The 21,502-nt window shown below is 66.9% G+C and carries 22 protein-coding genes and 1 tRNA gene; 10 read left to right on the forward strand and 13 right to left on the reverse strand.

All coding sequences use genetic code 11. The features are described 5' to 3' along the window. Nucleotides 1-91: 91 nt before the first annotated feature. Nucleotides 92-949, reverse strand: coding sequence for a Bax inhibitor-1/YccA family protein (locus tag A5648_RS17305; RefSeq protein WP_065025726.1), 858 nt, complete (start codon nt 947-949; stop codon nt 92-94). 165 nt (nt 950-1,114) lie between these two features. On the opposite strand from A5648_RS17305, the gene A5648_RS17310 reads away from it, so the two are divergent. Genes A5648_RS17310 through A5648_RS17320 form a run of 3 tightly spaced genes read left to right on the forward strand, consistent with a single transcriptional unit; the run spans nt 1,115 to nt 4,589 of the window. Further along, entirely contained in the window at nt 1,115-2,152 is a 1,038-nt protein-coding gene (locus A5648_RS17310; protein WP_065025727.1) for an enoyl-CoA hydratase/isomerase family protein, read from the forward strand. Nucleotides 2,153-2,162: 10 nt separating this feature from the next. Further along, nucleotides 2,163-2,936 (forward strand): enoyl-CoA hydratase, encoded by a 774-nt coding sequence (locus A5648_RS17315; protein ID WP_065025728.1) that lies wholly within the window; start codon nt 2,163-2,165, stop codon nt 2,934-2,936. A gap of 3 nt (nt 2,937-2,939) precedes the next feature. Then, nucleotides 2,940-4,589, forward strand: a complete 1,650-nt coding sequence (locus A5648_RS17320; protein WP_065025729.1) for an alpha/beta hydrolase — start codon at nt 2,940-2,942, stop codon at nt 4,587-4,589. On the opposite strand, the gene A5648_RS17325 is transcribed toward A5648_RS17320, so the two are convergent. Together A5648_RS17325 and A5648_RS17330 are read right to left on the reverse strand one after the other, a co-directional pair. Then, a complete protein-coding gene (locus tag A5648_RS17325) occupies nt 4,521-4,952 on the reverse strand; it encodes a rhodanese-like domain-containing protein (RefSeq protein ID WP_234787468.1) in 432 nt (143 codons plus the stop codon). The genes A5648_RS17320 and A5648_RS17325 overlap by 69 nt on opposite strands. 32 nt (nt 4,953-4,984) lie before the next feature. After that, nucleotides 4,985-5,515, reverse strand: a complete 531-nt coding sequence (locus A5648_RS17330) for a cysteine dioxygenase (protein ID WP_065025730.1) — start codon at nt 5,513-5,515, stop codon at nt 4,985-4,987. A 258-nt stretch (nt 5,516-5,773) separates the two neighbouring features. Between A5648_RS17330 and A5648_RS17335 the strand changes: the two genes are divergently transcribed. Next, on the forward strand, nt 5,774-6,754 hold the full coding sequence (locus A5648_RS17335) for a patatin-like phospholipase family protein (RefSeq protein ID WP_065025731.1): 981 nt from the start codon (nt 5,774-5,776) through the stop codon (nt 6,752-6,754). Here A5648_RS17335 and A5648_RS17340 read toward each other — a convergent pair. The 6 genes from A5648_RS17340 to A5648_RS17365 are packed head-to-tail and all read right to left on the reverse strand — an operon-like array spanning nt 6,751 to nt 12,746. Further along, complete coding sequence (locus tag A5648_RS17340) at nt 6,751-7,605, reverse strand: patatin-like phospholipase family protein (RefSeq protein ID WP_065025732.1); 855 nt, start codon at nt 7,603-7,605, stop codon at nt 6,751-6,753. The two genes, A5648_RS17335 and A5648_RS17340, sit on opposite strands and share 4 nt — an antisense overlap. Next, nucleotides 7,602-8,468 (reverse strand): class II glutamine amidotransferase, encoded by an 867-nt coding sequence (locus A5648_RS17345; protein ID WP_065025733.1) that lies wholly within the window; start codon nt 8,466-8,468, stop codon nt 7,602-7,604. The genes A5648_RS17340 and A5648_RS17345 overlap by 4 nt, the downstream gene beginning before the upstream one ends. A gap of 7 nt (nt 8,469-8,475) precedes the next feature. After that, a complete protein-coding gene (locus A5648_RS17350) occupies nt 8,476-8,943 on the reverse strand; it encodes an SRPBCC family protein (RefSeq protein WP_065025734.1) in 468 nt (155 codons plus the stop codon). Nucleotides 8,944-8,959: 16 nt separating this feature from the next. After that, nucleotides 8,960-10,018 (reverse strand): NAD(P)H-dependent amine dehydrogenase family protein, encoded by a 1,059-nt coding sequence (locus A5648_RS17355; protein WP_065025735.1) that lies wholly within the window; start codon nt 10,016-10,018, stop codon nt 8,960-8,962. Beyond that, a complete protein-coding gene (locus A5648_RS17360; RefSeq protein WP_065025860.1) occupies nt 10,018-11,649 on the reverse strand; it encodes a long-chain fatty acid--CoA ligase in 1,632 nt (543 codons plus the stop codon). Before A5648_RS17360 ends, A5648_RS17355 begins: the two co-directional genes overlap by 1 nt. A 41-nt stretch (nt 11,650-11,690) precedes the next feature. Further along, complete coding sequence (locus A5648_RS17365; protein ID WP_234787462.1) at nt 11,691-12,746, reverse strand: YncE family protein; 1,056 nt, start codon at nt 12,744-12,746, stop codon at nt 11,691-11,693. A gap of 489 nt (nt 12,747-13,235) precedes the next feature. Here A5648_RS17365 and A5648_RS17370 point away from each other — a divergent pair, with 489 nt between their 5' ends. From A5648_RS17370 to A5648_RS23830, 3 genes are all read left to right on the forward strand, one after another. Further along, nucleotides 13,236-13,442, forward strand: a complete 207-nt coding sequence (locus tag A5648_RS17370; protein WP_065025737.1) for an excalibur calcium-binding domain-containing protein — start codon at nt 13,236-13,238, stop codon at nt 13,440-13,442. Nucleotides 13,443-13,872: 430 nt separating this feature from the next. Continuing rightward, nucleotides 13,873-14,568, forward strand: coding sequence for a hypothetical protein (locus A5648_RS23825; protein WP_131810590.1), 696 nt, complete (start codon nt 13,873-13,875; stop codon nt 14,566-14,568). A 674-nt stretch (nt 14,569-15,242) separates the two neighbouring features. Beyond that, the gene (locus A5648_RS23830; RefSeq protein WP_131810591.1) at nt 15,243-15,827 is read left to right on the forward strand and encodes a hypothetical protein; all 585 of its coding nucleotides are present in this window, start codon (nt 15,243-15,245) and stop codon (nt 15,825-15,827) included. Nucleotides 15,828-15,895: 68 nt separating this feature from the next. On the opposite strand, the gene A5648_RS17380 is transcribed toward A5648_RS23830, so the two are convergent. The 4 genes from A5648_RS17380 to A5648_RS17395 form a co-directional block, all read right to left on the reverse strand. Continuing rightward, nucleotides 15,896-16,060, reverse strand: coding sequence for a hypothetical protein (locus tag A5648_RS17380; protein WP_428844355.1), 165 nt, complete (start codon nt 16,058-16,060; stop codon nt 15,896-15,898). Between the two features lie 156 nt (nt 16,061-16,216). Then, nucleotides 16,217-17,449, reverse strand: a complete 1,233-nt coding sequence (locus A5648_RS17385) for an integrase catalytic domain-containing protein (protein ID WP_065025740.1) — start codon at nt 17,447-17,449, stop codon at nt 16,217-16,219. Between the two features lie 273 nt (nt 17,450-17,722). Next, nucleotides 17,723-17,796, reverse strand: a tRNA-Leu gene (locus A5648_RS17390). 70 nt (nt 17,797-17,866) lie between these two features. Next, the gene (locus tag A5648_RS17395) at nt 17,867-18,172 is read right to left on the reverse strand and encodes a DUF732 domain-containing protein (RefSeq protein ID WP_082966555.1); all 306 of its coding nucleotides are present in this window, start codon (nt 18,170-18,172) and stop codon (nt 17,867-17,869) included. Between the two features lie 489 nt (nt 18,173-18,661). Between A5648_RS17395 and A5648_RS17400 the strand changes: the two genes are divergently transcribed. From A5648_RS17400 to A5648_RS17410, 3 genes are read left to right on the forward strand one after another with little or no spacing between them, the layout of a single operon-like run. Beyond that, nucleotides 18,662-18,961: a PE family protein gene (locus A5648_RS17400; protein ID WP_064854099.1), complete on the forward strand. Its 300-nt coding sequence runs from the start codon at nt 18,662-18,664 to the stop codon at nt 18,959-18,961. Between the two features lie 9 nt (nt 18,962-18,970). Further along, entirely contained in the window at nt 18,971-20,209 is a 1,239-nt protein-coding gene (locus A5648_RS17405; protein ID WP_065025741.1) for a PPE family protein, read from the forward strand. 8 nt (nt 20,210-20,217) lie between these two features. After that, the gene (locus tag A5648_RS17410; RefSeq protein WP_065025742.1) at nt 20,218-21,480 is read left to right on the forward strand and encodes a PPE family protein; all 1,263 of its coding nucleotides are present in this window, start codon (nt 20,218-20,220) and stop codon (nt 21,478-21,480) included. The last annotated feature ends 22 nt before the right edge of the window (nt 21,481-21,502 follow it).

The raw sequence follows: 21,502 nt of genomic DNA on the forward strand, positions 1-21,502 counted from the left end.
TGACTGGTAGTGACACCCCCAGCATCCGCCGGGAACGTCACGAGGAGCGGAGGCCCCGCCCCTTCATCGCATCAACGGGGAAAGCGGAAGGTCACTCGTTCTGGAAGTAGCTGAGCAGACGCAGGATCTCCAGGTACAGCCAGACCAGCGTCACGGTCAGACCGAGGGCGATACCCCAGGCCGCCTTCTCCGGCGCACCGGCCCGGATCAGCTGATCCGCCGCGTCGAAGTCGATCAGGAAGCTGAACGCGGCGATGCCGATGCAGACCAGCGAGAACACGATCGACAGCGTGCCGCCGCTACGCAGGCCCAGGCCCTCACCCCCGCCGACGCCGAACAGCGACAGCACCAGGTTGCCGATCATCAGGGCCAGCACACCGAACATGCCGGCAACAAGCATCCGGGTGAACTTCGGGGTGACGCGGATGGCGCCGGTCTTGTAGACCACCAGCATGCCGCCGAACACCCCGAGGGTGCCCATCACGGCCTGTCCGATCATCGAGCCGGCGTTGCCGGTGCCCACCGTGAAGGCGGTCAGCACCCAGGAGATGGCGCCGAGGAACAGCCCCTCCAGCACCGCGTAGCCGAGCACCAGCGCCTTGCTGTCCTGCTTGCGCGCGAACATGGCCACCATGACCAGCGCCAGCCCGCCGAACGCGCCGACGAAGGTCAGCGGACCGGCCAGGGCCTGGTTGGCCGACACCAGGAAGAAGGACACGATCGCGGCGACGCTCAGCACCCCCAGCGTGATGCCGGTCTTGGTGACGACGTCGTCAATGGTGAGCGGGCGACTGACTTCCCGCCGGTAGTCGGTCTGCGGGCTCTGCAGACCGGGGTAACCCTGGCTCATCTGCTGCGTTGCCCCGGCAGCACCGAAGCCGGTTCCGAACTGCGCGTAACCGCCCTGTTTGGGCAACGAACGAAATACCGGGTTGCTGGTTTCCCGCACCTTCCCGATCCTCTCTAATGCTGTCTTGTGCTCTGACACGAAAGTTGTGCGAACAACTTGATCAACGATCCAGGATCCGCCGGGGTTCCCAACATCCGGGCCGTTCTTCCGCCAAACCTTACCCGCGGATCAGCGACAGCGGGAAGGGATCTACATTGCGAAGGCGTGACAGGTGAATCTGACGAGGTAGTGGCCCACGTCGAGCGCGGGGTCGGGGTGCTGACGCTCAACCGTCCGCAGGCGATCAACTCCCTGAACCTGCCGATGGTGACCGCGATGACCGCGACCCTTTCCGCGTGGGCCGATGACCCGGCGGTCAGCGCGGTGGTGCTGGCCGGGGCCGGCGAGCGCGGCCTGTGCGCCGGCGGTGACGTGGTCGCGATCTATCACAGCGCCAAAGCCGACGGCGCCGACGCGCGGCGCTTCTGGCACGACGAGTATCTGCTCAATGCCCAGATCGGCGAGTTTCCCAAGCCGTACGTGTCGCTGATGGACGGCATCGTGATGGGCGGCGGCGTCGGGGTCGGCGCGCACGCCAACACCCGGGTGGTCACCGACACCACGAAGATGGCCATGCCCGAAGTGGGTATCGGCTTCATTCCCGACGTCGGCGGCACCTACCTGTTGTCGCGCGCACCGGGCCACCTGGGTCTGCACGCGGCGCTGACCGGGGCACCGTTCTCCGGGGCCGATGCCATCGCGCTGGGCTTCGCCGACCACTTCGTTCCGCATGACCGATTGGGTGAGTTCACTTCGGCGGTGATCGCCGACGGGGTGGAGGCCGCGCTGGCCGCCCATGCGGTCGAGCCGCCGCCGAGCCCGCTTGCCGCAGACCGCGACTGGATCGACGAGTGCTATGCGCACGACACGGTCGCCGAGATCGTGGCGGCGCTGGCCGGCCATTCCAACCCGGCCGCCAATGCCGCCGCCGACCTGATCGGCACCCGCTCGCCGATCGCCTGCTCGGTGACGCTGGAATCGGTGCGCCGGGCGGGTGAGCTGGCCACACTGGAAGACGTTCTGGTCCAGGAGTTCCGGGTGTCGACCGCCTCGCTGCGTTCCCACGACCTGGTGGAGGGCATCCGCGCCCAACTGGTCGACAAGGACCGCAACCCGCAGTGGTCACCGGCCACCCTGGCCGAGGTGAGCGCCGCCGACATCGAAACCTATTTCGCCCCAGCCGAACCCGATCTAGCTTTTTAAGGAGAACCCCATGAGCTACGAGACCATCCTGGTCGACCGTGACGGACGCGTCGGAACCATCACGCTGAACCGGCCGCAGGCACTCAACGCCCTCAACAGCCAAGTGATGACCGAAGTCACCACCGCGGCAGCCGAATTCGACGCCGACCCGGGCATCGGCGCGATCATCATCACCGGCAGCGCCAAGGCGTTCGCCGCCGGTGCGGACATCAAGGAGATGGCCGATCTGAGCTTCGCCGAGGTGTTCGCCGCCGACTTCTTCGCCGCCTGGTCGAAGCTGGCCGCGGTCCGCACCCCGACCATCGCCGCGGTGGCCGGGCACGCGCTGGGCGGCGGTTGCGAACTGGCGATGATGTGCGACCTGCTGATCGCCGCCGACACCGCGAAGTTCGGCCAGCCGGAGATCAAGCTCGGCGTGCTGCCGGGTATGGGCGGCTCTCAGCGACTGACCCGCGCCATCGGCAAGGCCAAAGCGATGGATTTGATCCTGACCGGCCGCACCATCGATGCCGCCGAGGCCGAACGCAGCGGCCTGGTCTCCCGGGTGGTCCCCGCCGATGACCTGTTGGCCGAGGCCGGAAAGGTCGCTGCCACCATCGCGGGAATGAGCCTGTCGGCGGCCCGGATGGCCAAGGAAGCCGTCAACCGGGCATTCGAATCCACCCTGGCCGAGGGACTGCTCTACGAGCGCCGGCTCTTCCATTCGGCGTTCGCCACCGACGACCAGACCGAGGGCATGGCGGCGTTCACCGAGAAGCGCACACCGAATTTCACCCACCGCTAGCCGATGGCCCGGTCGGCCGAAACGCCTTGGTGGATCAGGCACTACACATTCACCGGCACCGCCACCGGACTGGTGTTCATCTGGCTGTCGATGACGCCGTCCCTGCTGCCCCGCGGGCCGCTGTTCCAGGGTCTGGTCAGCGGCGCATCCGGCGCCGCCGGTTACGGGCTCGGGGTACTGATCGTGTGGCTGGTGCGATACATGCGTTCCAAGGACACCAGCCCACCGGCGCCGGGTTGGGCCTGGGCGGTGCTGATCCCGGTCGCCGTCGTCACCCACGTGGTGATGATCGTCCGCTTCCACGACTGGCAGTGGCAGGTCCGCTCGCTGATGGGTGTGCCGCAACTGGCCTGGCACTGCTTCCCGATGGCGGCCGGACTGGCGGTGCTGACACTGTTCGTGCTGGTGGAACTGGGCCAACTGCTGCGCATACTGGTCCGGACCGGTGTGCGTCAGCTGAATCGCATTGCCCCGGCGCGGGTTTCCGTGGTCGTTGTGGTGGCGCTGCTGGTCGGATTGACCATCGCGCTGCTCAACGGCGTGGTGGTGAAGTTCAGCATGCGCGCGCTGAACAACACCTTCGCGGCGGTCAATGAAGAGATGGATCCCGACCGGGCGGCTCCGACGAGCCGGCTGCGGTCCGGGGGTCCCGAATCACTGGCCTCCTGGGAGACGCTGGGCCATCAGGGCCGCATCTTCGTGGCCGGCGGACCGAGCGTCGCGCAGCTCACCGCATTCAACGCCACACCGGCGACCGAGCCGATCCGGGCCTACGCCGGACTGAATTCCGCCGAAGGAATCAGCGCGACAGCCGAACTGGCCGCAGCGGAACTGGCCCGCACCGGTGGGCTGAACCGCGCCGTGGTGGCCGTGGCGACCACGACCGGCACCGGCTGGATCAACGAGGCGGAGGCCTCCGCCCTGGAGTACATGTTCAACGGCGACACCGCGATCGTGAGCATGCAGTATTCGTTTTTGCCCAGCTGGCTGTCCTTCCTGGTCGACAGGGAGAGCGCCCGCCAGGCCGGACAGGCATTGTTCGAGGCGGTCGACAAACAGGTGCGGGCCATGCCGGAGTCCGGGCGCCCCAAGCTGGTGGTGTTCGGCGAGAGTCTCGGCTCGTTCGGCGGCGAGGCCCCGTTCATGAGCCTCAACAATGTGCTGGCGCGCACCGACGGTGCGTTGTTCTCCGGCCCGACGTTTCAGAACACCATCTGGAAAGACTTGACGATCAGCCGCGATCCCGGTTCCCCGCAATGGCTTCCGACCTACGACGACGGCCGCAACGCTCGGTTCGTCGCCCGCGGCGGCGATCTGGCGCGCCCGGACGCCCCCTGGAGCACCCCGCGCGTGGTGTACCTGCAGCACGCCTCGGACCCGATCGCCTGGTGGAACCCGGACCTGCTGTTCCACAAACCGGATTGGTTGTCCGAGCCACGCGGCTACGACGTGCTGCCGCAGGTGCAGTGGAAACCGATCGTGACGTTCCTGCAGGTCTCCGCCGACATGGCAGTGGCTGTCGACGTGCCCGACGGGTACGGCCACCGCTACGTCGCCGACGTCGCCGATGCCTGGGCGGCGATATTACATCCAGCGGGGTGGACCGCAGACAAAACCGAGCGGCTCCGACCGCTGCTGCACTCGAACGCGTGATGGTTTCGACTCCACCAGCGCACCGGCGGCGACCAGGGCGTGATACCCGCCGATGACGTCGGTGGCGCGATGCAAGCCCAGGTCCACCAGCGCGGCCGCGGCCAGGCTCGAGGTGTAGCCCTCCGAGCACAGGATCACCCACTGCACGTCGTCGCCGACCGCCTGCGGCAGCCGGGCCTCGCTGGTCGGGTCGCAGCGCCACTCCAGCACATTGCGCTCGATCACCAAAGCGGCGGGCACCTGGCCCTCCTGCGCGCGCTGGGCCGCCGGCCGGATGTCGACCAGAATCGCGCCGTTGCGCAGCGCCGCGGGCACCTGCTCGGCGGTCATCCGGTTCAGCCGCGCCCGCGCCGCGGCGAGCATCCCGTCGATACGACTGGCCAGCTGGGTGGTGGTCACGATGCCTCCGGGTGTTCGGTGAGCTCGGTGCGTTGCCGGCGCAAGGTGTTGTCGTCCGCGACGTCGTAGTAGGACATCTGCACCAGCGGCGGCGAGTAGGCGTGCACGCTCAGCGTCGGCCCGGGATCGGACGGCGCCCAGACGACGTCATGCACCCAGCCACGCGAAAACGAGGCCTGGTCGCCGGCATTGAGCCGACGCTGCGCCAACTGTTCGCCGTCCCAATGGAATTCGTCCAGTGAGCCGGAAAGCACCGTCAGCGCGCCGAGCGAGTCGCCGTGGTCGTGCAGTTCGGTGGCGTGGCCGGGCGCCCAGCTGATCAGCCAGATGTCGAGCCGCTCGTCGCCGTGGATCCGGGTGAACCAGCGGCTGTCGGTGGGCAGGCCGGATGCCGGCAGCAGGTGCTGGTAGCGCCCGTCGAGCACCGCGTCGGCGGCCAGGTCGGTGGTTTGCAGGAGGTCGGGCAGGCGCAGCGAGCGGGGCCGGGAGGCCGAAGGCCGCAACGCGATGGGATCAGCGATAACCATGGGGAAAACTCCAGAACGGATGGGGTGGATTCAAGACAGGGGTCGGCGGCAGCGTTCAGCTGCGGCAACAACAGCCCTGGAATCCGACGTGCTCCATCACGCGACTCACACTACATCGCCAGGCAGCGTCAGTTCCGCGTCGCCGGCTCCTACCCCGCCAACGGCGACCGCCCTGACCAGCGATGATGTCCGTGATGAGCGAACCGCATGGGTTTTAATCAGCCGTGCGAAAAACTCGCCGGTGGCCCGCCCGTCACAATGGAGGCCGTGACATCTTCTGCTTCCAAGCGGGTGGCACTGACGCTCGGCAGCGGCGGCGCCCGCGGCTACGCCCATATCGGGGTTATCGACGAACTGACCGCGCGCGGCTACGAGATTGTCGGCATATCCGGCTCGTCGATGGGCGCGCTGGTCGGCGGTCTGCAGGCGGCCGGCCGGCTGCATGAATTCGCCGACTGGGCCCAGACGCTGACGCAGGGTGCGGTGCTGCGGTTGTTGGATCCGACCTTCACCGCGGCGGGGGTGCTGCGCGCCGGGAAGATCCTCGATGTCGTCCGCGACATCGTCGGCGACATCAACATCGAGGAACTGCCGATCCCCTATACCGCGGTGACGACGGATCTCATCTCGGGACGATCGGTGTGGCTGCAGCGCGGACCGCTGCACGCGGCGATCCGGGCGTCCATCGCCATCCCCGGCGTGATCTCCCCGCACGTCGTCGAAGGGCGGCTGCTGGCCGACGGGGGAATCCTCGATCCGGTGCCGATGGGACCGATCGCCGCCGTCAACGCCGATCTGACCGTCGCGGTCAACCTGAGCGGCGCCAACGCCGCCGACATCCTCGCGCCCGAGGACTGCGAGGACACCGACGCGGAGGCGAGCCGGGGCTCGACGCCGGCGTGGCTGACGCGAATGCTGCAGAGCACCTCTGCGCTGATGGACAGCAACGCGGCCCACGCGTTGTTCGGCCGTTTCGGCAACGGCGAGACCGAATCCGACGGCGAGACCGAGTCCGAGCCGGAGGTTCCCAAGCTCGGCAGCTTTGAGGTGATGAACCGCACTATCGATATCGCCCAGGCGGCGCTGACCCGCCACCATCTGGCCACACACCCGCCGGATCTCTTGATCGAGGTGCCCCGCACGACCTGCCGAAGCCTGGACTTCCATTGCGCCACAGAGATAATCGACATCGGCCGCAAGCTGACCGCCCAGGCCCTCGATTCCGAGAGACCGGACTAATCAAGGTATTCGGCGAGCGCGGCGGCATGTTGGCGGCCCTGCTCGCGTCCGGCCCACGCCGACGGCACCCGGCAGGCCGGGTCCAGCGGGTTGCTGCCGAAGGCCCGCAACGCCGCGCCGTCGGCGAACACCGGGTAGGCACGCCCGCCGAAGCCCGCGATCTCGGCGGCCGCACCGGCACTGAACGGCGACGGCGCCGATTCCCCGGACGGCACCAGAACTACGGCCACATCGCAATCGTCGGCGACGTCGAGGTTGACCGTGCTGCGCATTCCGCCGTCCATGTAGCGCCGCCCGTCGATCACGACCGGCGGCCAGACCCCCGGCACCGCGCAGCTGGCCGCCACCGCGTCGACGAGATCCACGCCTGAGTCCCGCTCGAACACCATCAGCTCACCGGTGTCGATATCGATCGCGGTGATGCGCAGACAACGATCCGGCCAGCGATGCGACGGCAGCCGACGCTCGATCACGCGCCGGCGCACCGCGACCGGGACCGTCTCGGCGGACAGCGCCACCGCACCGATGCTCTGCATCTTCTGCGCGGCAGTGGTGTTCGGTCTGGTCATGGCGGCCAGGAACAGCTCCGCGATCTCCTCGCCTCCGATCCCGGGGTCGAGTTCGGGCGAGGACTCGGCCACCTGACGGGCGAACAGCTCCTCAAAGCTCATTCCGCTACCGATCTGTGCGCTCACCGCCGAACCGGCCGAGGTGCCGACCAGCACATCGGATTCCAGCAGCGCCGCTGCGGTGGACGGCGACTCGTCTGCGATCCCGCACAGCACGCCGGTCTCCCAGGCGATGCCCGCCACTCCCCCGCCGGCCAGCACCAGGGCTCGCTTGCCTGTCACAACCACGGGTGTTGAGCCTCCTGCGTAGCAGCGGTCAGTTCCTCCCGGCGCAGTTGCCGGGAGGGCGGATCGGGGAAGGCCAGCTCGGTGCGCAGCTGCAGCCCGGCGTCGACGTGGACCAGTTCGCCCGGGGCGAGCAGCCGCCAGCGCGGATCGGTGTCCATCGGCTCGCTGGCGAAAACCACCGCCGGCCGGCCACGCAGCTGTTCGGACTGTGCCCGGATGCGCTGGGTGTACAGGTCCACCCCGAACGGCTCGGCGCCGTCGCGGCGGTCCAGCAGGTGCAGCTGGTGGGTGTCGGGATAGCGCAGCGCCCACATGTCGGTGGCGGTGGCCAGCAGGATGTTGAGCGCGTAGATCGGCACGTGGGCCGCCAGCCAACCGACCGCGTCGCGCAGGCCCGCGCCGACGTCGCCGTCGTGCGCCCGGACCGCGGCGGTGATCAGCGCGAAGACACGCTCGGAATCAGTCTGTCCGACAACCATATCGGCGGTGCCCAGCTCGCGGAGTCGGTCCTCGATGACATCGAGGCCGCGCAGCACGCCGTTGTGGGCGAAGATCCGGCCATCCTGCAGGAACGGGTGGGTGTTGGCGACGTCGCGGGCGCCGGTGGTGGCGTACCGCACGTGCGCGACGAAGGTGGTGCCGGTCAGTTCGTGTGCCTCCGTGGCGAAATCGCTGTCCTGCCAGGCGGCGACGGGTTCTTTGTGCAACTGCGGGCGACCGTCGCGGCCGAACACGCCCAGCCCGGTGCCGTCGGGGTTGCGCCGGCTCTGGGCGGCGAGGTTGTCCGGGGCGTTGAGCAACCAGAACGTGGCCGCGACGGCATCGGTGCCGGCGTGCAGTCCGAACAGGCGGCACATGGGTGCCTCAGCCCTCCAGCAGCGTGGCCAACTGCGCCAGGGCCCGCCGGGCGTAGCCCTTCCACAGTCGCCCGAGCACCGGCATCGCGACTGCGGCCGGCGCGGATCTCGGGTGGATGACCCACCGCCAGGTGACCGTGGTGCCCGCCGCGGTGGGAGTGAACTGCCATCGGCCCTCGACCAACTGAACCAGCGGCGCCAACGGGCCTTTGATCTCGGTCAGCCAGTAGCCGAACGAGCGCGGAGGGTCGACGCTGGTCAGCTCCTCGCGCATGCTGCCCCCGCCGGTCAGCCGCACGAGCCGGGTCTGGCCGACCGTCTCCCATGCCCCGGTCTGGCCCAGCACTTCTTTGATCGGGGGAATCGGCCCGTACCAGTGCCGAAACAGCTGCGGCAGCGGCAGCGGCAGGGTGCCGTCGAACGCGTCCTCGACGGCCACCGCTATCACGCGGGATTGCTCGACGGTGAAGGCCACTGTTCGAGGTTAGCGTTCAGCGCGCCAGTCGCGGGGCGGCCCGCCCGGTGATCAGCGGCAGGTCGAAGAACCCGGCGAACCCGGCCGGGGCCGCACAGGTCGCCGGAATCGCGTTGACGCAGTGCGCCGCGGTCGCCACGACACCAGGGTTGCTGATCAGGCCCTCCTCGACGGTCTCGGGCTGCCAGCCCTTGACGGTGACGAACGTGTCGGGGTTTCCCCGCACCTCCATCTCGTAGCGCTCGCCTGCCGGACCGAACGTCCATGGCGGGTCGAGGTTCTCCTGGCCCATCTGCCAGTTGACCGTGACCCGAGCCACCACCTCGTCGCCGACGGTCGCCTCCCAGTGGAACCGGCGCCCGGCCACCTGGCCGGGTTCGATGGAACCGATCGGCGAGTCGATCGGCGCGGTGGCCACCGCGACCTCCTGGGATGAGCGGACGTGCTCGTCGGCGGCGAAGCCCAATCGGTCGACGCACAGGCGTACCGATTGGCGGAACCCGCCGTCGAGCAGCTTCTGCATCGGGCCGCTCAACGCCTGGTCCGGGGTGCCGCCGAATCCCATCACATGGCGCAGCACGTCCGGCGCGTCATAAGTGCGCAGATCCGAATACTCTTCGCCGCGAATGAATGTCACGCCGGTGGACATCACCGACAGCAGCAGCGGGAACAGCTCGAAGGCCGCGCCCGGCCCGATACCGGCGCCGTGCAGGGTCACGCCACCTTCGCGCGCCGCAGCCTCCAACGGTCCCACCTCCTTCTCGGACGGGTAGAACCAGCCGACCGGGGTGACGACGTTCTTGCCGGAACGCAGCAGCGCGGCGACCTCATCGGGGTTGGGCAGCAGGGGCGCATAGATCACCGCGTCGGCATCGAGCGCCAAGATCTCCTCAACGCTGTCGGTGGCCGTCACGCCCAGTGGCTCGGCGCCGATGATCTCGCCGACGTCCTTGCCGCTCTTGGCTTTCGAGTGCACCCAGCAGCCGACCAATTCGAGGTCGGGATGCTCGAGCACACCCTTGATCGCGGCCACCCCCACCGATCCGGTCGCCCACTGGATCACCCGCAGTCTCATCAGTCACGCACCTCGCTCACCTGGTATTGATCTTCGGAGTATCGGGCCCGGATGGTCTTTTTGTCGTATTTGCCGACGCTGGTACGCGGAATGTCCTCGACGAATGTCCAGCGCTCCGGCAGCCACCAGCGGGCGACCTTGTCGGACAAGAAGCTTCGCAGTTCGGCCGCGCTCACCGAGGCGCCGTCGCGTGCCACCACGACGGCCAGCGGTCGTTCCTGCCAGCGTTCGTCGGGCACCCCCACCACAGCGGCTTCGACCACGTCCGGGTGGCCGATCAGTTCGTTCTCCAGCTCCACCGAGGAGATCCACTCCCCACCGGACTTGATCACGTCCTTGGCCCGGTCGGTCAAGGTGATGAAGCCTTGGGCGTCGATGCGGCCCACATCGCCGGTGCGCAGCCAGCCCGAGGAGAACTTGGACTCGTCCTGGCCGCGGTAGTAGGCGCCGGTGATCCACGGGCCCCGCACCTCCAGCTCGCCGACCGCTTCCCCGTCGTTGGGCAGCACCGCGCCGTCGTCGTCGACGATGCGTGCCTCGACCCCGCACACCGGCTGCCCTTGGGTGCCGCGCAGCGACCAGCGCTCCTCGGGCGGGGTGCCCGGCGGTGGCCAGGCCATGGTGGCCAGCGGCGAAGTCTCGGTCATGCCCCACAGTTGCCGCACCTGCACGCCGTAGCGCTCTTCGAACGCGCGCATCAGCGACACCGGGACCGCCGAACCGCCGCACGCCACCAGCCGCAGCGACGAGATGTCATGGCCGGGTTCGCGATCCAAGTAGTGCATGACGTCGTTCCAGATCGTCGGCACCGCGCCGGCCACCGTGGGTCGCTGCGTTTCGATGAGGGCGACCAGCGACGCGGCGTCCAGATGCCGGTCGGGCATCGCCAGATCCGCACCGGCCATCAGCGCCGAATAAGGCAGCCCCCACGCGTTGGCGTGAAACATCGGCACGATCGGCAGGACGCAGTCGCTTGAGCCGACTCCGATGCCGTTCGTGGTGCATCCCGCCATGGTGTGCAGGTAGCTGGACCGGTGGCTGTACACCACGCCCTTGGGGTTGCCGGTGGTGCCGCTGGTGTAGCACATGGCGGCCGCCGAATTCTCGTCGACGACCGGCCAGTCGAACTCGTCGGACTCGGCCGCCAGCACGTCGGAGTAGCGCAGCACGGTCTTACCGGAGGCCTCCAGCGCCGCGATGTCGCCCTCGCCGACCGCGATCACGGTGTGCACGGTGTCGAGCTGCGCCAACACCGGCGCCAGCAGTCCGGCCAGCGAGACGTCGACCAGGATCACCCGATCCTCGGCCTCGTTGGCGACGAACACGATCTGCTCGGCGAACAGCCGGATGTTGAGCGTGTGCAGCACCGCACCCATCGCCGGCACCGCCAGGTAAGCGGCCAGGTGCTCGGTGTTGTTCCACATGAACGTGGCAACCCGCTGGTCGCCGCTGATGCCGAGCCGCCGTAGGCCATTGGCCAGCCGCGCCACCTGGCCGCCCAGCTCGCGGTAGGTGGTGCTGCGAAAACCGTCGTCGGTCATGGTCGTCACGGTGCGGGCCCCGTGAATGCCGGTGGCGTGGTGCAGGATGGCACCGATCGTCAACGGCCAGTTCTGCATTGTGCTGCGCATCGACATATTCGACCATGCCGACGCGGGCCGTGTGACGGGGGCTACAAGGCGGGTTCGAGCTGAAGCATCCGCTTGACGGCGTCGTCGAGCGCCAGTTGCTCGTGCAGCGACGCCGACGGCGACGGCAGGCCGGCCAGCGAGGCGACGGTCACCGCGCCATCGAAGCCGGCGATGTACAGCCGGCTGCCATCCGGGCTCTCCACCGCGCAGGCCGGCGCCGTGGTCGCGGTCAGCGTGCCGAGGGCCTCGTTGGTGCGAGCGCACAGCACCAGCACACCGGCCGCGGTCACCAGGTAGGCGCGCTCGCCGTCGCGGCTCACGATCAGCTGGATCAGCTGAGTGTCGACGACGAACCCGGCGCCGACTGCGTGGGTGCGGGTGTCGATGGCGTGCACCGCCCCGCGACCATCAGACCCGCAAGTCGCCACGAACAGCCGGGCACCGTCCGGGCTGACGGCCACGTCGACGACGGTCGAGCCGACCTTGATGACGTCGACGACATTGAGTTCGCGGTCCAAGACGGTGACGGTGTCGCCGGCGGGCTGGCGGACCGCCACGTACAGCCGCCGGCCGTCGGGGCTGATCCGCAGGCCGGCTGCGCTGGCCACGGGACTGCTGGACACCTGGGCGACGCCGGCGGGACTCATGGTGGCATCGAGCGCGAGCACCTCGACGCCGGCCGAACCGGTACGGGTGACGTAGACGCGGCTGCCCATCGGGTCGGCGACCAGCTCACCGATGCCCAGGGCCACCGGGTAACACCCGGTGACCTCGGCGGAGTCGACGTCGATCGCCAGTACGGCATCGAGCGCCATGGAGCCGGCGGTGACGTAGGCCCGAGCGGTACCGGCGGGGCCGACGGCGACCGAGAACGGCTCGTCAGTGTGGAACACGGTGGCCACGACGGTGCCGCTGGCGGTGTCGATCACCGAGACGGTGTCGTCGCCGTAGTTGGTGGCCAGCAGCCGGCTGCCGTCCGCGGTGACCGCGAGGCCACCGATCGGGCCGCGCCCCAGCGTGACGGTGTCGATGGTGCGAGTCCTCGGGCCGGGCAATCCGTAAGCCACCACGTCGTCCACATCGCTCCCATCGATCACGTTTCGTATCGTCTTTGCACACACGCCCGCGTAGCTGCCGCAGCTTGGCCAGTACGACCGGGGTGCCAGGACGAGGTGTTCGGTCGATCCTAGCGGTGAATTCCGGGTAAAAGGAAAATGACGTAAGTATTGTGATTGACGTCGCAGGTTAATCCAGCGGACCTTGGGTCGCGGTGGGCGAAGCTCCTGCCTCTGGACATCGCCAGCAATGTATTGCGCTGCGCGTGAGGGGCTGTTATGCCCCTCTAGGCTAACTTGTGATCTGTATCGCAATTAGCATTGAATAAGAAACTAAGAAATCTCTACGGGCGAATTCCAGTTTTCTGGTCACATGATCTTGCAAAAAACCAGCTGGGCGGGTATGGAGGCACCGGGGTCTCGCCAGACAGGACGGCCGCGGGAAGAGATCCCCGAAACCCGAGGCGGCTCGGCTGGAAGGGAACTAACCTCGGCTCAGCTCTTGCCGAAGTCATGCCCGGGAGGTCTTGAATGATCCGTGCACTGTTGTTCGCTCTAGCGTTCGGGGCCGGCTTGTCCACCCTGACGATCCCGTCCATGCCCGCGGCCCACGCCGAAGTCCCGTACCGCAACTGCACCGAAGCAAGGGCAAACGGAGACTGCGACATTCCGGCAACATCCGATAAATACCAGTCCAAACTCGACCGCGACGGCGATGGCATCGGCTGTGAGTGCTAACCAGCCCTCCCAAGACGCGGTTTGATCATTCGCCGCGCGGCATCGGCAGTTCGGCATTCCGCCAGGCTCCGTAGCGGGCGGAGCATGCCGACCTCGGGCACACCGGGCATCTGTGGTGGCTGGACTACGAACCCAGTGCAGTGCGATGTGGTCACTCGGAAGTGCCGCCAGGTCACCACTTACCCCTGAATGCTGGCCGGCCAATGACAACCACCCAATACCGTGCGCAGGCGACGCCACCAGGCAGGAACAGCAGGCTGGCCGTTGCCTCACCACCGACGGCGATGTTTGCGTAGTAAACCACAGCTCTCACAAGAGTCACACGCGTTTCGCGTTACGGTTACGTGTAGCTTGCCTACATAATTGGATCGCACGCGACACGTCGGCACGCATACGCAACTCGTCTACGAACTCGTGTACTGTGCTCAGTATGAACGCAACGAGCGTCGAGCAAGTTCTTATTGAACTTCGACGTGAGTACGACCACGTGGGGTCTGAAGTCGAGGAGCTGCGGGTCCGACTGGAGACTGTGCAAACCCGTCGAGACCGCCTCGGCGATGCGATCCAAAAACTGGAGCTACTCACCGACGGTACCGAGACCGAGCCCGACTCCGTCAGGAACGACACGCCGGATACGCCGGATACGCCAGAAGAAGCCGCCCCAGGACCCGATGTGCTTTCGACCATGGTTGGTGACGAACCAGATACCGCAGTATTGCCACCGGATTCGCCTGTCGCGGAATATCTGCGTGGTGACGGGCATCGACTCCGCTCCACCGAAATGGTGGTTGACGTACTTAACGAAATCGACACAACCGTAAGTCGGAACGAGTTCAAGGCTGCCTTCTTCGCCAAGTTTCCCCGCGCGGACGTAGAGCTGATCTGGGAAAACGTGGACAACGCGATTTCGACGGCCTTGCGCCGGGCGGCGAAGGAAAACTTGATCACAAAGGGTCGTCGGAACGGCAAGATCGAGATCTACGCATCAAAACAGGTAGTTGCACGGATGGTGAAGGAACGGGAACAGCGCGAAGCCGCGTCGCCCAATCCTGTTACGGAGCAAAACGACCGGCGCACCGAACAGCCGGTCATGCACAGTGAAGAGGGCCACGACCAATGGCGATAAAGTTCCCGGCCGAATCCCACGAGTAGCCCACGGACGCGGGGTGGATAGGCCCGGGGTCTAGCAGGCGGCCACCTGCTAGACCCCCAACCTCCAGAGAGGGAGGAGACCGGATAGCGCATCCGGGGACCGCGTACATGCCCTGTACGTATCCTAGCCTGCCGGGCGACGGCCCGGCAGGCAAGCGTCGCGGCGGCACCCGTATCGAATTGTGATGGGGTGCCGCCGTCGTATTTGCGGCCCGGTCGTCTCGCCCGCTCGCCGGGGTGACGCCGGGGTGAAGCCCACCGGCGACCGGACCGACCGAACCAATAAGCGATCTACCAGCACAACCACCGTGCCCCCAGTCGGGCTCGAACCGACACTTGGCGGATTTTAAGAACGGGGCGGGGGCCGTTTTGACCTCGGCGTTAGCAACCCGATGTGACCCTAAACGGGCTGGTAATGAACATGTTTGGTCGATTCTAGCTACCTGACCTTTGGGTGCCCTTTCAGGGTTATCCCCTAGGGGTTGCGTAAAAGTTGCGTAACGGAACTCCGATTTTCCGTGTTTGCTGGCCCGGCGGCGACGGCTGGCGGGGGCGCCAGGACCGCGCCAGGTCAATTGAAGTAGATCGGTGTTCACCGTTGTGTACGATTGGACGTCTCTTGCTGCCGACTCCTGAAGGGAAACGTCTGTGGTGAAGTACCTCGTGGGAGTGTGCGCAGCCGTTTTTGCTGTGGCCGTTTTGGCAGCATGCGGTTCATCGCAAGACGACCCTGTCGCCAAGTCCAGACAGGCGTCGGCGTCGCAGATTGCACCGGCAGAAACGTTCCACGCTGATGTCTCGCCGGATGCGTCAGCAAACAACACGTCAGACTTGGCTATATACGAGAGGGCTCCACAGGAACAGATTCCTTCAGCCATGGCGTTAGCCGACCAAGTGTGGGAAAAATCTGCTCAGAACCCTCCAGCTAATACAGTGGGCACCATCATCGAGGGTATTAATCTGACCGACCTGCGGGATGGTGGACTGCAGAATTCCAAAGGTCTCACTGTGCATGGATACCCGGGCCGCTTCGGCAAGTGTGTCGGTGGTGTCTTGCTCTATACGGTGTTAGAGGGGTCGATGGGTCATCATCCGCCAGGCGATCGATACTTCGTCGTGAACCTCATGGGGCCTGTCACGCTCAAAGACCCAAGTGCGGCTGTCCCCGAATTCACTAACGCGGCAGACGCCAACGCCTTCTTGGCGGCAAATCACGCTCCCTGCTTCGACTGACCAGCACCCTTCCACACGCCACCACCGGTGCCGCGTGCCTCTCCTGCCGTCCCGAGGTTGTCGCCCCTCTACCCAAACAAGGGCACCACGTTCCCCACCACTGCCGGAACTGGCTTCGCCGGGGCCGGGGGCTCCGGCAGGGTGTTCAGCGCCCCGCCATCGGTCTGGGGGATGTAGTCGCCGTACACGTCCAGCGTCAGGGTGTAGGTGGAGTGACCAAGCCACTTGCTCACCTGCATGAAGTGGACCACGGCCGAGCTGCCGCCCCAAATCCCAGATTGGGCTTCGGTAACAATCATCGCCCCGCCGCAGTGCGGGCACCGCTCTGTCGGGTGCTCGTATGTCCTCAATGTTGACCCCGCTCCCGTTCTGGGTCCTGTTGCCTCACGTCAAGATGCGCGCGTAGGAGGATTCGTTGCCTCACGTACTCGTGCGCGTTTGTTGACCTGGGCCTCAGCGGTGGCGCCGGCCTTGGTGGTGGTGAGGGTGAGCAGTCGAGCAGTCAGAGCGTGGACCTGGCGCTGGGTGGCGGCGGGATTGATCAACGAGTAGGCGCGGGTCAGCGCGACGATGCGTTCCACCGTCGTGGTGGGGTGATCGATCACGCGGTGAAACGGGGTGGTGGCTTTGCCGTGCTTCTTGGATACCTTGGCGCCGGTGCGGACCCTGGAGATCAGTTTCTGTTGGGGGTAGAAGTAGTTGGTCAGCTTGGATTGCAGTTGCCAGATCTCGTTGAGTAGCAACACTTCTGCGGCGGTGTCGTAACGGTGGTAACCGACCAGCATGCGTACCACTGTCCAGTTCTTCTGCTCCACGTGACAACCGTCGTTCTTGTTGCCTGGACGTGCTCGGGTGAAGGTGATCTTGTGACGTTGACACCACCGAAACAGGTCGTCGTTGATGAACTCTGATCCGTTATCAGAGTCCACGCCCAGGATCGGGAACGGCATCACACAGGCGATGGCGTTGAGTGCCGCCAACACGCATGTGCTGGTCTTTTCCGGCACCGAGCGGTTCTCAGTCCAGCCCGTGGCAATGTCGGTGACCGTCAGCGTGAACGCGTGACCTCCGCCCCGAATACCGCCGTCATGCCAGACCAGGTCGATCTCCACGAACCCGGGCCGGGCATCGTCCCACTCGGCCCAGGTGCGCACCGGGATCTGACCTTTCAGCAGCGAACCCGGCTTCGTGCCAACACGCCCCCGCACCTGGCGTTTGGCTCGCTCATCGGCCAGCCGCCGGTCGATGGTGGCCGCCGACATCGACACCAGCAGTTCGACGGTGTCCTCGTCGATGGTCAGCTCCCGAAAATGACGCAGAACGCCGACCAGCTCCCCGAGCATCGGCGCCAGCCGCTTGCCGGCCGGCATGCCCAGCACCGTCCAGCACACCGTCAGCGCGGCGACGACATCGTCGCCATACTTCACCGGACGCGGACTGCGCGCAGTGACAATCTTGGGCTGCAGCGCCGACTTCAGCGCCTTACGGGCATGGTTGCGATGCCACCTCGTCGTGGCGCACAACTCGTCCAGAATCCGACTCTTCTCGCGCTTGCTCGCCAGGATGTAACGGACGGCGATCGCCTCCGTCACCGCCCTGCGCTCGGCCAAGGTCAACCCCATCAATCGGGCCTACGCGCGCATTTTTCCTCTTCCGGCGTCGAGATCTCGCCCGGCAATCGGCTCATCGGCCCGCCCCTCTTGTCGCCCGCGAGGGGAGTCCGCTCGCGGCAGTTGCGCCGCGTTCGTGCTGGTAGCCGAGGCCGAGCCGCCGAGTTTGCTACAGAGAACTTAGCGGGGCTAGGTTCCCGCACCATTGCGTAACGGTTGCGTAAGGGAAGTCCGGTGCCTAGCCGATCTAATAACCCAAAAACGCTTTGACCAGAGTAAATACGGTGCCCCCAGTCGGACTCGAACCGACACTGGGCGGATTTTAAGTCCGCTGCCTCTGCCAATTGGGCTATGGGGGCTCGCGGCGAATCTAACGCGGCGACGCCGACGGCAGCCCACCGGCACGGCGGTAGCGGACCCCGTAGCGACTCAGGCGTGCTGCGGGCAGTAGTTCTGCGCAGCGATGCGCGCGAACTCCGCGGCGCGCTGCAGGGTGAATCCCGGGTTGGTGGTCTGCACCGCGACGACGGTGTCCATCGGGGTCAGGCCGGCATCCATCAGCTGACACACGGAGTGACCGGCGGAGATCGCCACCTCGTCGGAGCCGCGGTGGCTCAGGCCAGCTCCGTTCAGCTGGGTCAGGAAGGCGGCGTCGCTACCGACCGGCTCGGCATGCGCGGGCACCGCCAGACCGACCATGGCGGTGAGGCCCGCCAGCAGCAGAAACCGTTTCATGGCTCGTAGTCTGCTGAGCGTTCGTTAAAAGCATGTTACGGAGCGTTTACTCCGCCGGATCAACATGTTAATTCCGCGTTACCGAGGGCTCACATCGTCAGCGAGTCGCATCACCGGCGTCATAACCGAGTCGGCTCGTCGTCGCTAAAGTCCTTGCGTACCAATAAATTTGGCGTGTGTGCGTCATTGGTAGAAATGCCGTCGTACGCACACTGCCGACACGCTGTGACCTGAACCACTTCGCGGGCAGCGACGAAAAGCTTGCCCTTGCCGCTCATAGCCGTCTTGCACGGCTTTTCGTTCCGAGGCCTCGCAAGCCCCGCGGGCTGCCCCGGTCCACCCCGCCTGTCAGAGCGCTGCGAAGGCGCTCGTAAAAAGTTGGGACACGCGGGTTAAGAAGCGGTTAACCAGCTTTCACAATCCCCCAGTGATACGGGACCGTGGTCGCAGGAATCCGGATAACGCTCGGATCCGTGAGGAGAAACCCAGATGTCTTTCGTGACCACGCAGCCGGAGGCCTTGGCGGCTGCCGCCGGCAACCTGCAAGCGATCGGTTCGTCGCTCAACGCCCAGAGCGCCGCTGCGTCCGCTCCGACTACCGGTGTCGTTCCGGCGGCCGCCGATGAAGTCTCGGCGCTGACCGCTGCGCAGTTCGCCGCCCACGCCAGCATGTACCAGTCGGTTGCCGCGCAGGCCGCGGCGATTCACGAGATGTTCGTGGCCACTTTGAACGGCAGCGCCGAGTCCTACGCGGCCACCGAAGCCGCCAACGCGCTCGCAGCGGGTTAGGCGGAATTCATGCTGGATTACGGAGCCCTGCCCCCCGAGATCAACTCCGGGCGGATGTACGCCGGCCCGGGGTCAGCGCCGATGATGTCGGCCGCCTCGGCCTGGCGCGCGATGGCCGGCGAACTCGCTTCTGCCGCACACTCTTACGAGACGGTGGTCTCCCAGCTGTCCAGTGAGGACTGGCTCGGGCCGGGTTCGGCGTCGATGTCTGCGGCGGCAACGCCCTACATCGCCTGGATGAACACCACCGCCGCGCAAGCCGAGCAGGCCGCCGCCCAGGCCACCGCCGCCGCGACCGTGTACGAGACGGCGCGGGCAGCGACGGTCCCTCCTGCGGCCGTCACCACCAACCGGGTGCAGCAGGCGGCACTGGTCGCAACCAACGTCCTGGGCATCAACACCCCGGCCATCGCAGCCCTCGATGCCCTCTACGCCGAGATGTGGGCCCAGGACGCCGCCGCGATGTACGGCTACGCCAGCGGATCGGCCGCCGCGTCGCAGGTGACCCCGTTCAGCGAACCCGCCCAGACCACCAACCCGGCAGGGCTGGCCGGACAGGCTGCTGCGGTCAGCCAGGCCGGCGGCAGCAGCACCGCCAACAGCACCGCACAGACGGCGCAGATGATCTCGGCGCTGCCGAATGCCCTGCAGTCCATGGCCGCCCCGGCAGCGTCGACCGACTGGATCGAGCAGATCATCGAATTCCTGTACAACGACCCGACCAACGGCTACGCGTACATGTTGGGCACCCCGCTGTACAACTTGTTCAACACCGCGGGTACCGGCGCGGCCTTCATTCCGTCTGCGCTGCTGCCAAGCCTCATCGGTTTCATGACCGGCGGGGGCTTCAACGGCGCCACCGGCAGTGCGCTCGGCAGTGGTCTGGGAGCGGCGTTGAGCCCCGGTGGCGCACTCGGCGCCCTGGGCGCGCTCGGCGGTGGCATGGCCAGCGGGGTCAGTAGCGCATTTGGGGTCAGTGCGGTCACCCCGGCGGTCACCGCCGGGATGGGTCAGGCCTCGCTGGTAGGAACGTCTTTCTCGGCGCCGGCCAGCTGGTCGGCCGCCACCCCCGGCGCCGCGGCCCTGACCGGGGGGCCCGGCGGTTGGGCGGTCCCCTCGGAGACCCACAACAACATGGCCTCCATGCCCCCTCCGGTGCCGACCGGCGTCGGTCGGGCCGGGATGAACTATGGCACCCCGCGTTACGGATTCCGGCCCAAATTCATGCCGAAGCCGATGGTGGTTTAGGAGCAACGATGATCGACTACGCACTCCTGCCACCCGAGGTCAACTCGGGGCGGCTGTACACCGGCCCCGGATCGACGCCGATGATGGCCGTCGCCTCCGCCTGGCGCGGCCTGGCCGCGGAGATCACCTCGGCCCTGACGTCCTACGAGACAACGTTCTCCCAGCTCGTCGACCAGGAATGGATGGGCCCGGCGTCGGCGTCGATGACCGCCGCCACCAAGCCGTATCTGGCGTGGATGGCCGACACCGCGGCGAAGGCCGAGGAGGCGGCCACCCAGGCCACGGCCGCAGCGGCCGCATTCGAGGCGGCCCACGCGGCCACCCCTCCCCCGGCAGTGATCGCCGCCAATCGCGCGCAGCAGAAGCAATTGGTGGCGACCAATGTCGTAGGGCAGAACTCCGCCGCGATCATGGCCAGCGACGCACAGTATCTCCAGATGTGGGCCCAGGCCACCGGTGTCATGTACAGCTACGCGGCGTCCTCGGCGGCGGCGACCAAGGTGACACCGTTCAGTGAGCCCACCCAGACCACGAATCCGGCCGGAACGGCCAACCAAGCGGCCGCCGTCAGTCAGGCCAACGGCACGGCCGCCGGCAATACCGCTCAGACGGCGCAAGCGATCTCGTCGCTGCCCAACGCGCTGCAGACCCTGACCTCGCCGGGTCCCGCCGACGCCGGCCTACCCCCGCCCACACTCGCCGGACTCCTCGAGGCCATCGGCAGGAACGCGTCGATCAATGGCGTCGTGTCGCTGTTCACCTACCCACTCAACGGCGGGATGAGCTTCGTCGGGACATCCGCAGCGTTCACCCCGGCGAGTTTGATCCCGACCATGACCACCTTCTTCTCCGGCGGGGGTTTCAACGCCTTCGGCGGTGGTTCGGCAGGTGCCGGCATCGGCGCCCTGCTGGCTCCCGGCGGCCCGCTGAGCAGCCTGGGCGCGCTCGGGGGTGAGGCGGGCGCCGCCTCAGCGGCGGCCGGAGCGTTCACTGCCGGCACCAGCGCGCCGACGGTCTCGGCGGGCGTGGGGCAGGCGACGCTGGTCGGCGAACTGTCCGCGCCGCCGGCGTGGGCCGCGGCAGCCCCAGCCGACGCCGCCGCGACCAGCGCACTCCAGGCCAGCAGTTGGGCTACCCCGGAGGAGATCGAGTCGATGGCGGCGGTGCCCGGCGGGATGCCGGTCGGCGCCGAGCGGGGCGGTTTCGGCCTCGGTACCCCCCGCTACGGCTTCAAGCCGACCGTGATGCCCCGTCCGGTCGTTGCCGGTTAACCTCTGCGACAACGAATTTCAG

It is taken from the genome of Mycolicibacter sinensis (assembly GCF_001673565.1).
Taxonomy (GTDB): Bacteria; Actinomycetota; Actinomycetes; order Mycobacteriales; family Mycobacteriaceae; genus Mycobacterium; species Mycobacterium sinense_C.

Coding starts and splice junctions, on each gene's coding strand:
- A5648_RS17410 (WP_065025742.1), top strand. CDS start 20,218: ATGATCGACTACGCACTCCTGCCACCCGAGGTCAACTCGGGGCGGCTG.
- A5648_RS17355 (WP_065025735.1), bottom strand. CDS start 10,018: ATGAGACTGCGGGTGATCCAGTGGGCGACCGGATCGGTGGGGGTGGCC.
- A5648_RS17315 (WP_065025728.1), top strand. CDS start 2,163: ATGAGCTACGAGACCATCCTGGTCGACCGTGACGGACGCGTCGGAACC.
- A5648_RS17325 (WP_234787468.1), bottom strand. CDS start 4,952: ATGCTCGCCGCGGCGCGGGCGCGGCTGAACCGGATGACCGCCGAGCAG.
- A5648_RS17320 (WP_065025729.1), top strand. CDS start 2,940: ATGGCCCGGTCGGCCGAAACGCCTTGGTGGATCAGGCACTACACATTC.
- A5648_RS17345 (WP_065025733.1), bottom strand. CDS start 8,468: ATGTGCCGCCTGTTCGGACTGCACGCCGGCACCGATGCCGTCGCGGCC.
- A5648_RS17335 (WP_065025731.1), top strand. CDS start 5,774: ATGGAGGCCGTGACATCTTCTGCTTCCAAGCGGGTGGCACTGACGCTC.
- A5648_RS17330 (WP_065025730.1), bottom strand. CDS start 5,515: ATGGTTATCGCTGATCCCATCGCGTTGCGGCCTTCGGCCTCCCGGCCC.
- A5648_RS17400 (WP_064854099.1), top strand. CDS start 18,662: ATGTCTTTCGTGACCACGCAGCCGGAGGCCTTGGCGGCTGCCGCCGGC.
- A5648_RS17370 (WP_065025737.1), top strand. CDS start 13,236: ATGATCCGTGCACTGTTGTTCGCTCTAGCGTTCGGGGCCGGCTTGTCC.
- A5648_RS23825 (WP_131810590.1), top strand. CDS start 13,873: ATGAACGCAACGAGCGTCGAGCAAGTTCTTATTGAACTTCGACGTGAG.
- A5648_RS17395 (WP_082966555.1), bottom strand. CDS start 18,172: ATGAAACGGTTTCTGCTGCTGGCGGGCCTCACCGCCATGGTCGGTCTG.
- A5648_RS17385 (WP_065025740.1), bottom strand. CDS start 17,449: ATGGGGTTGACCTTGGCCGAGCGCAGGGCGGTGACGGAGGCGATCGCC.
- A5648_RS17360 (WP_065025860.1), bottom strand. CDS start 11,649: ATGCGCAGCACAATGCAGAACTGGCCGTTGACGATCGGTGCCATCCTG.
- A5648_RS17405 (WP_065025741.1), top strand. CDS start 18,971: ATGCTGGATTACGGAGCCCTGCCCCCCGAGATCAACTCCGGGCGGATG.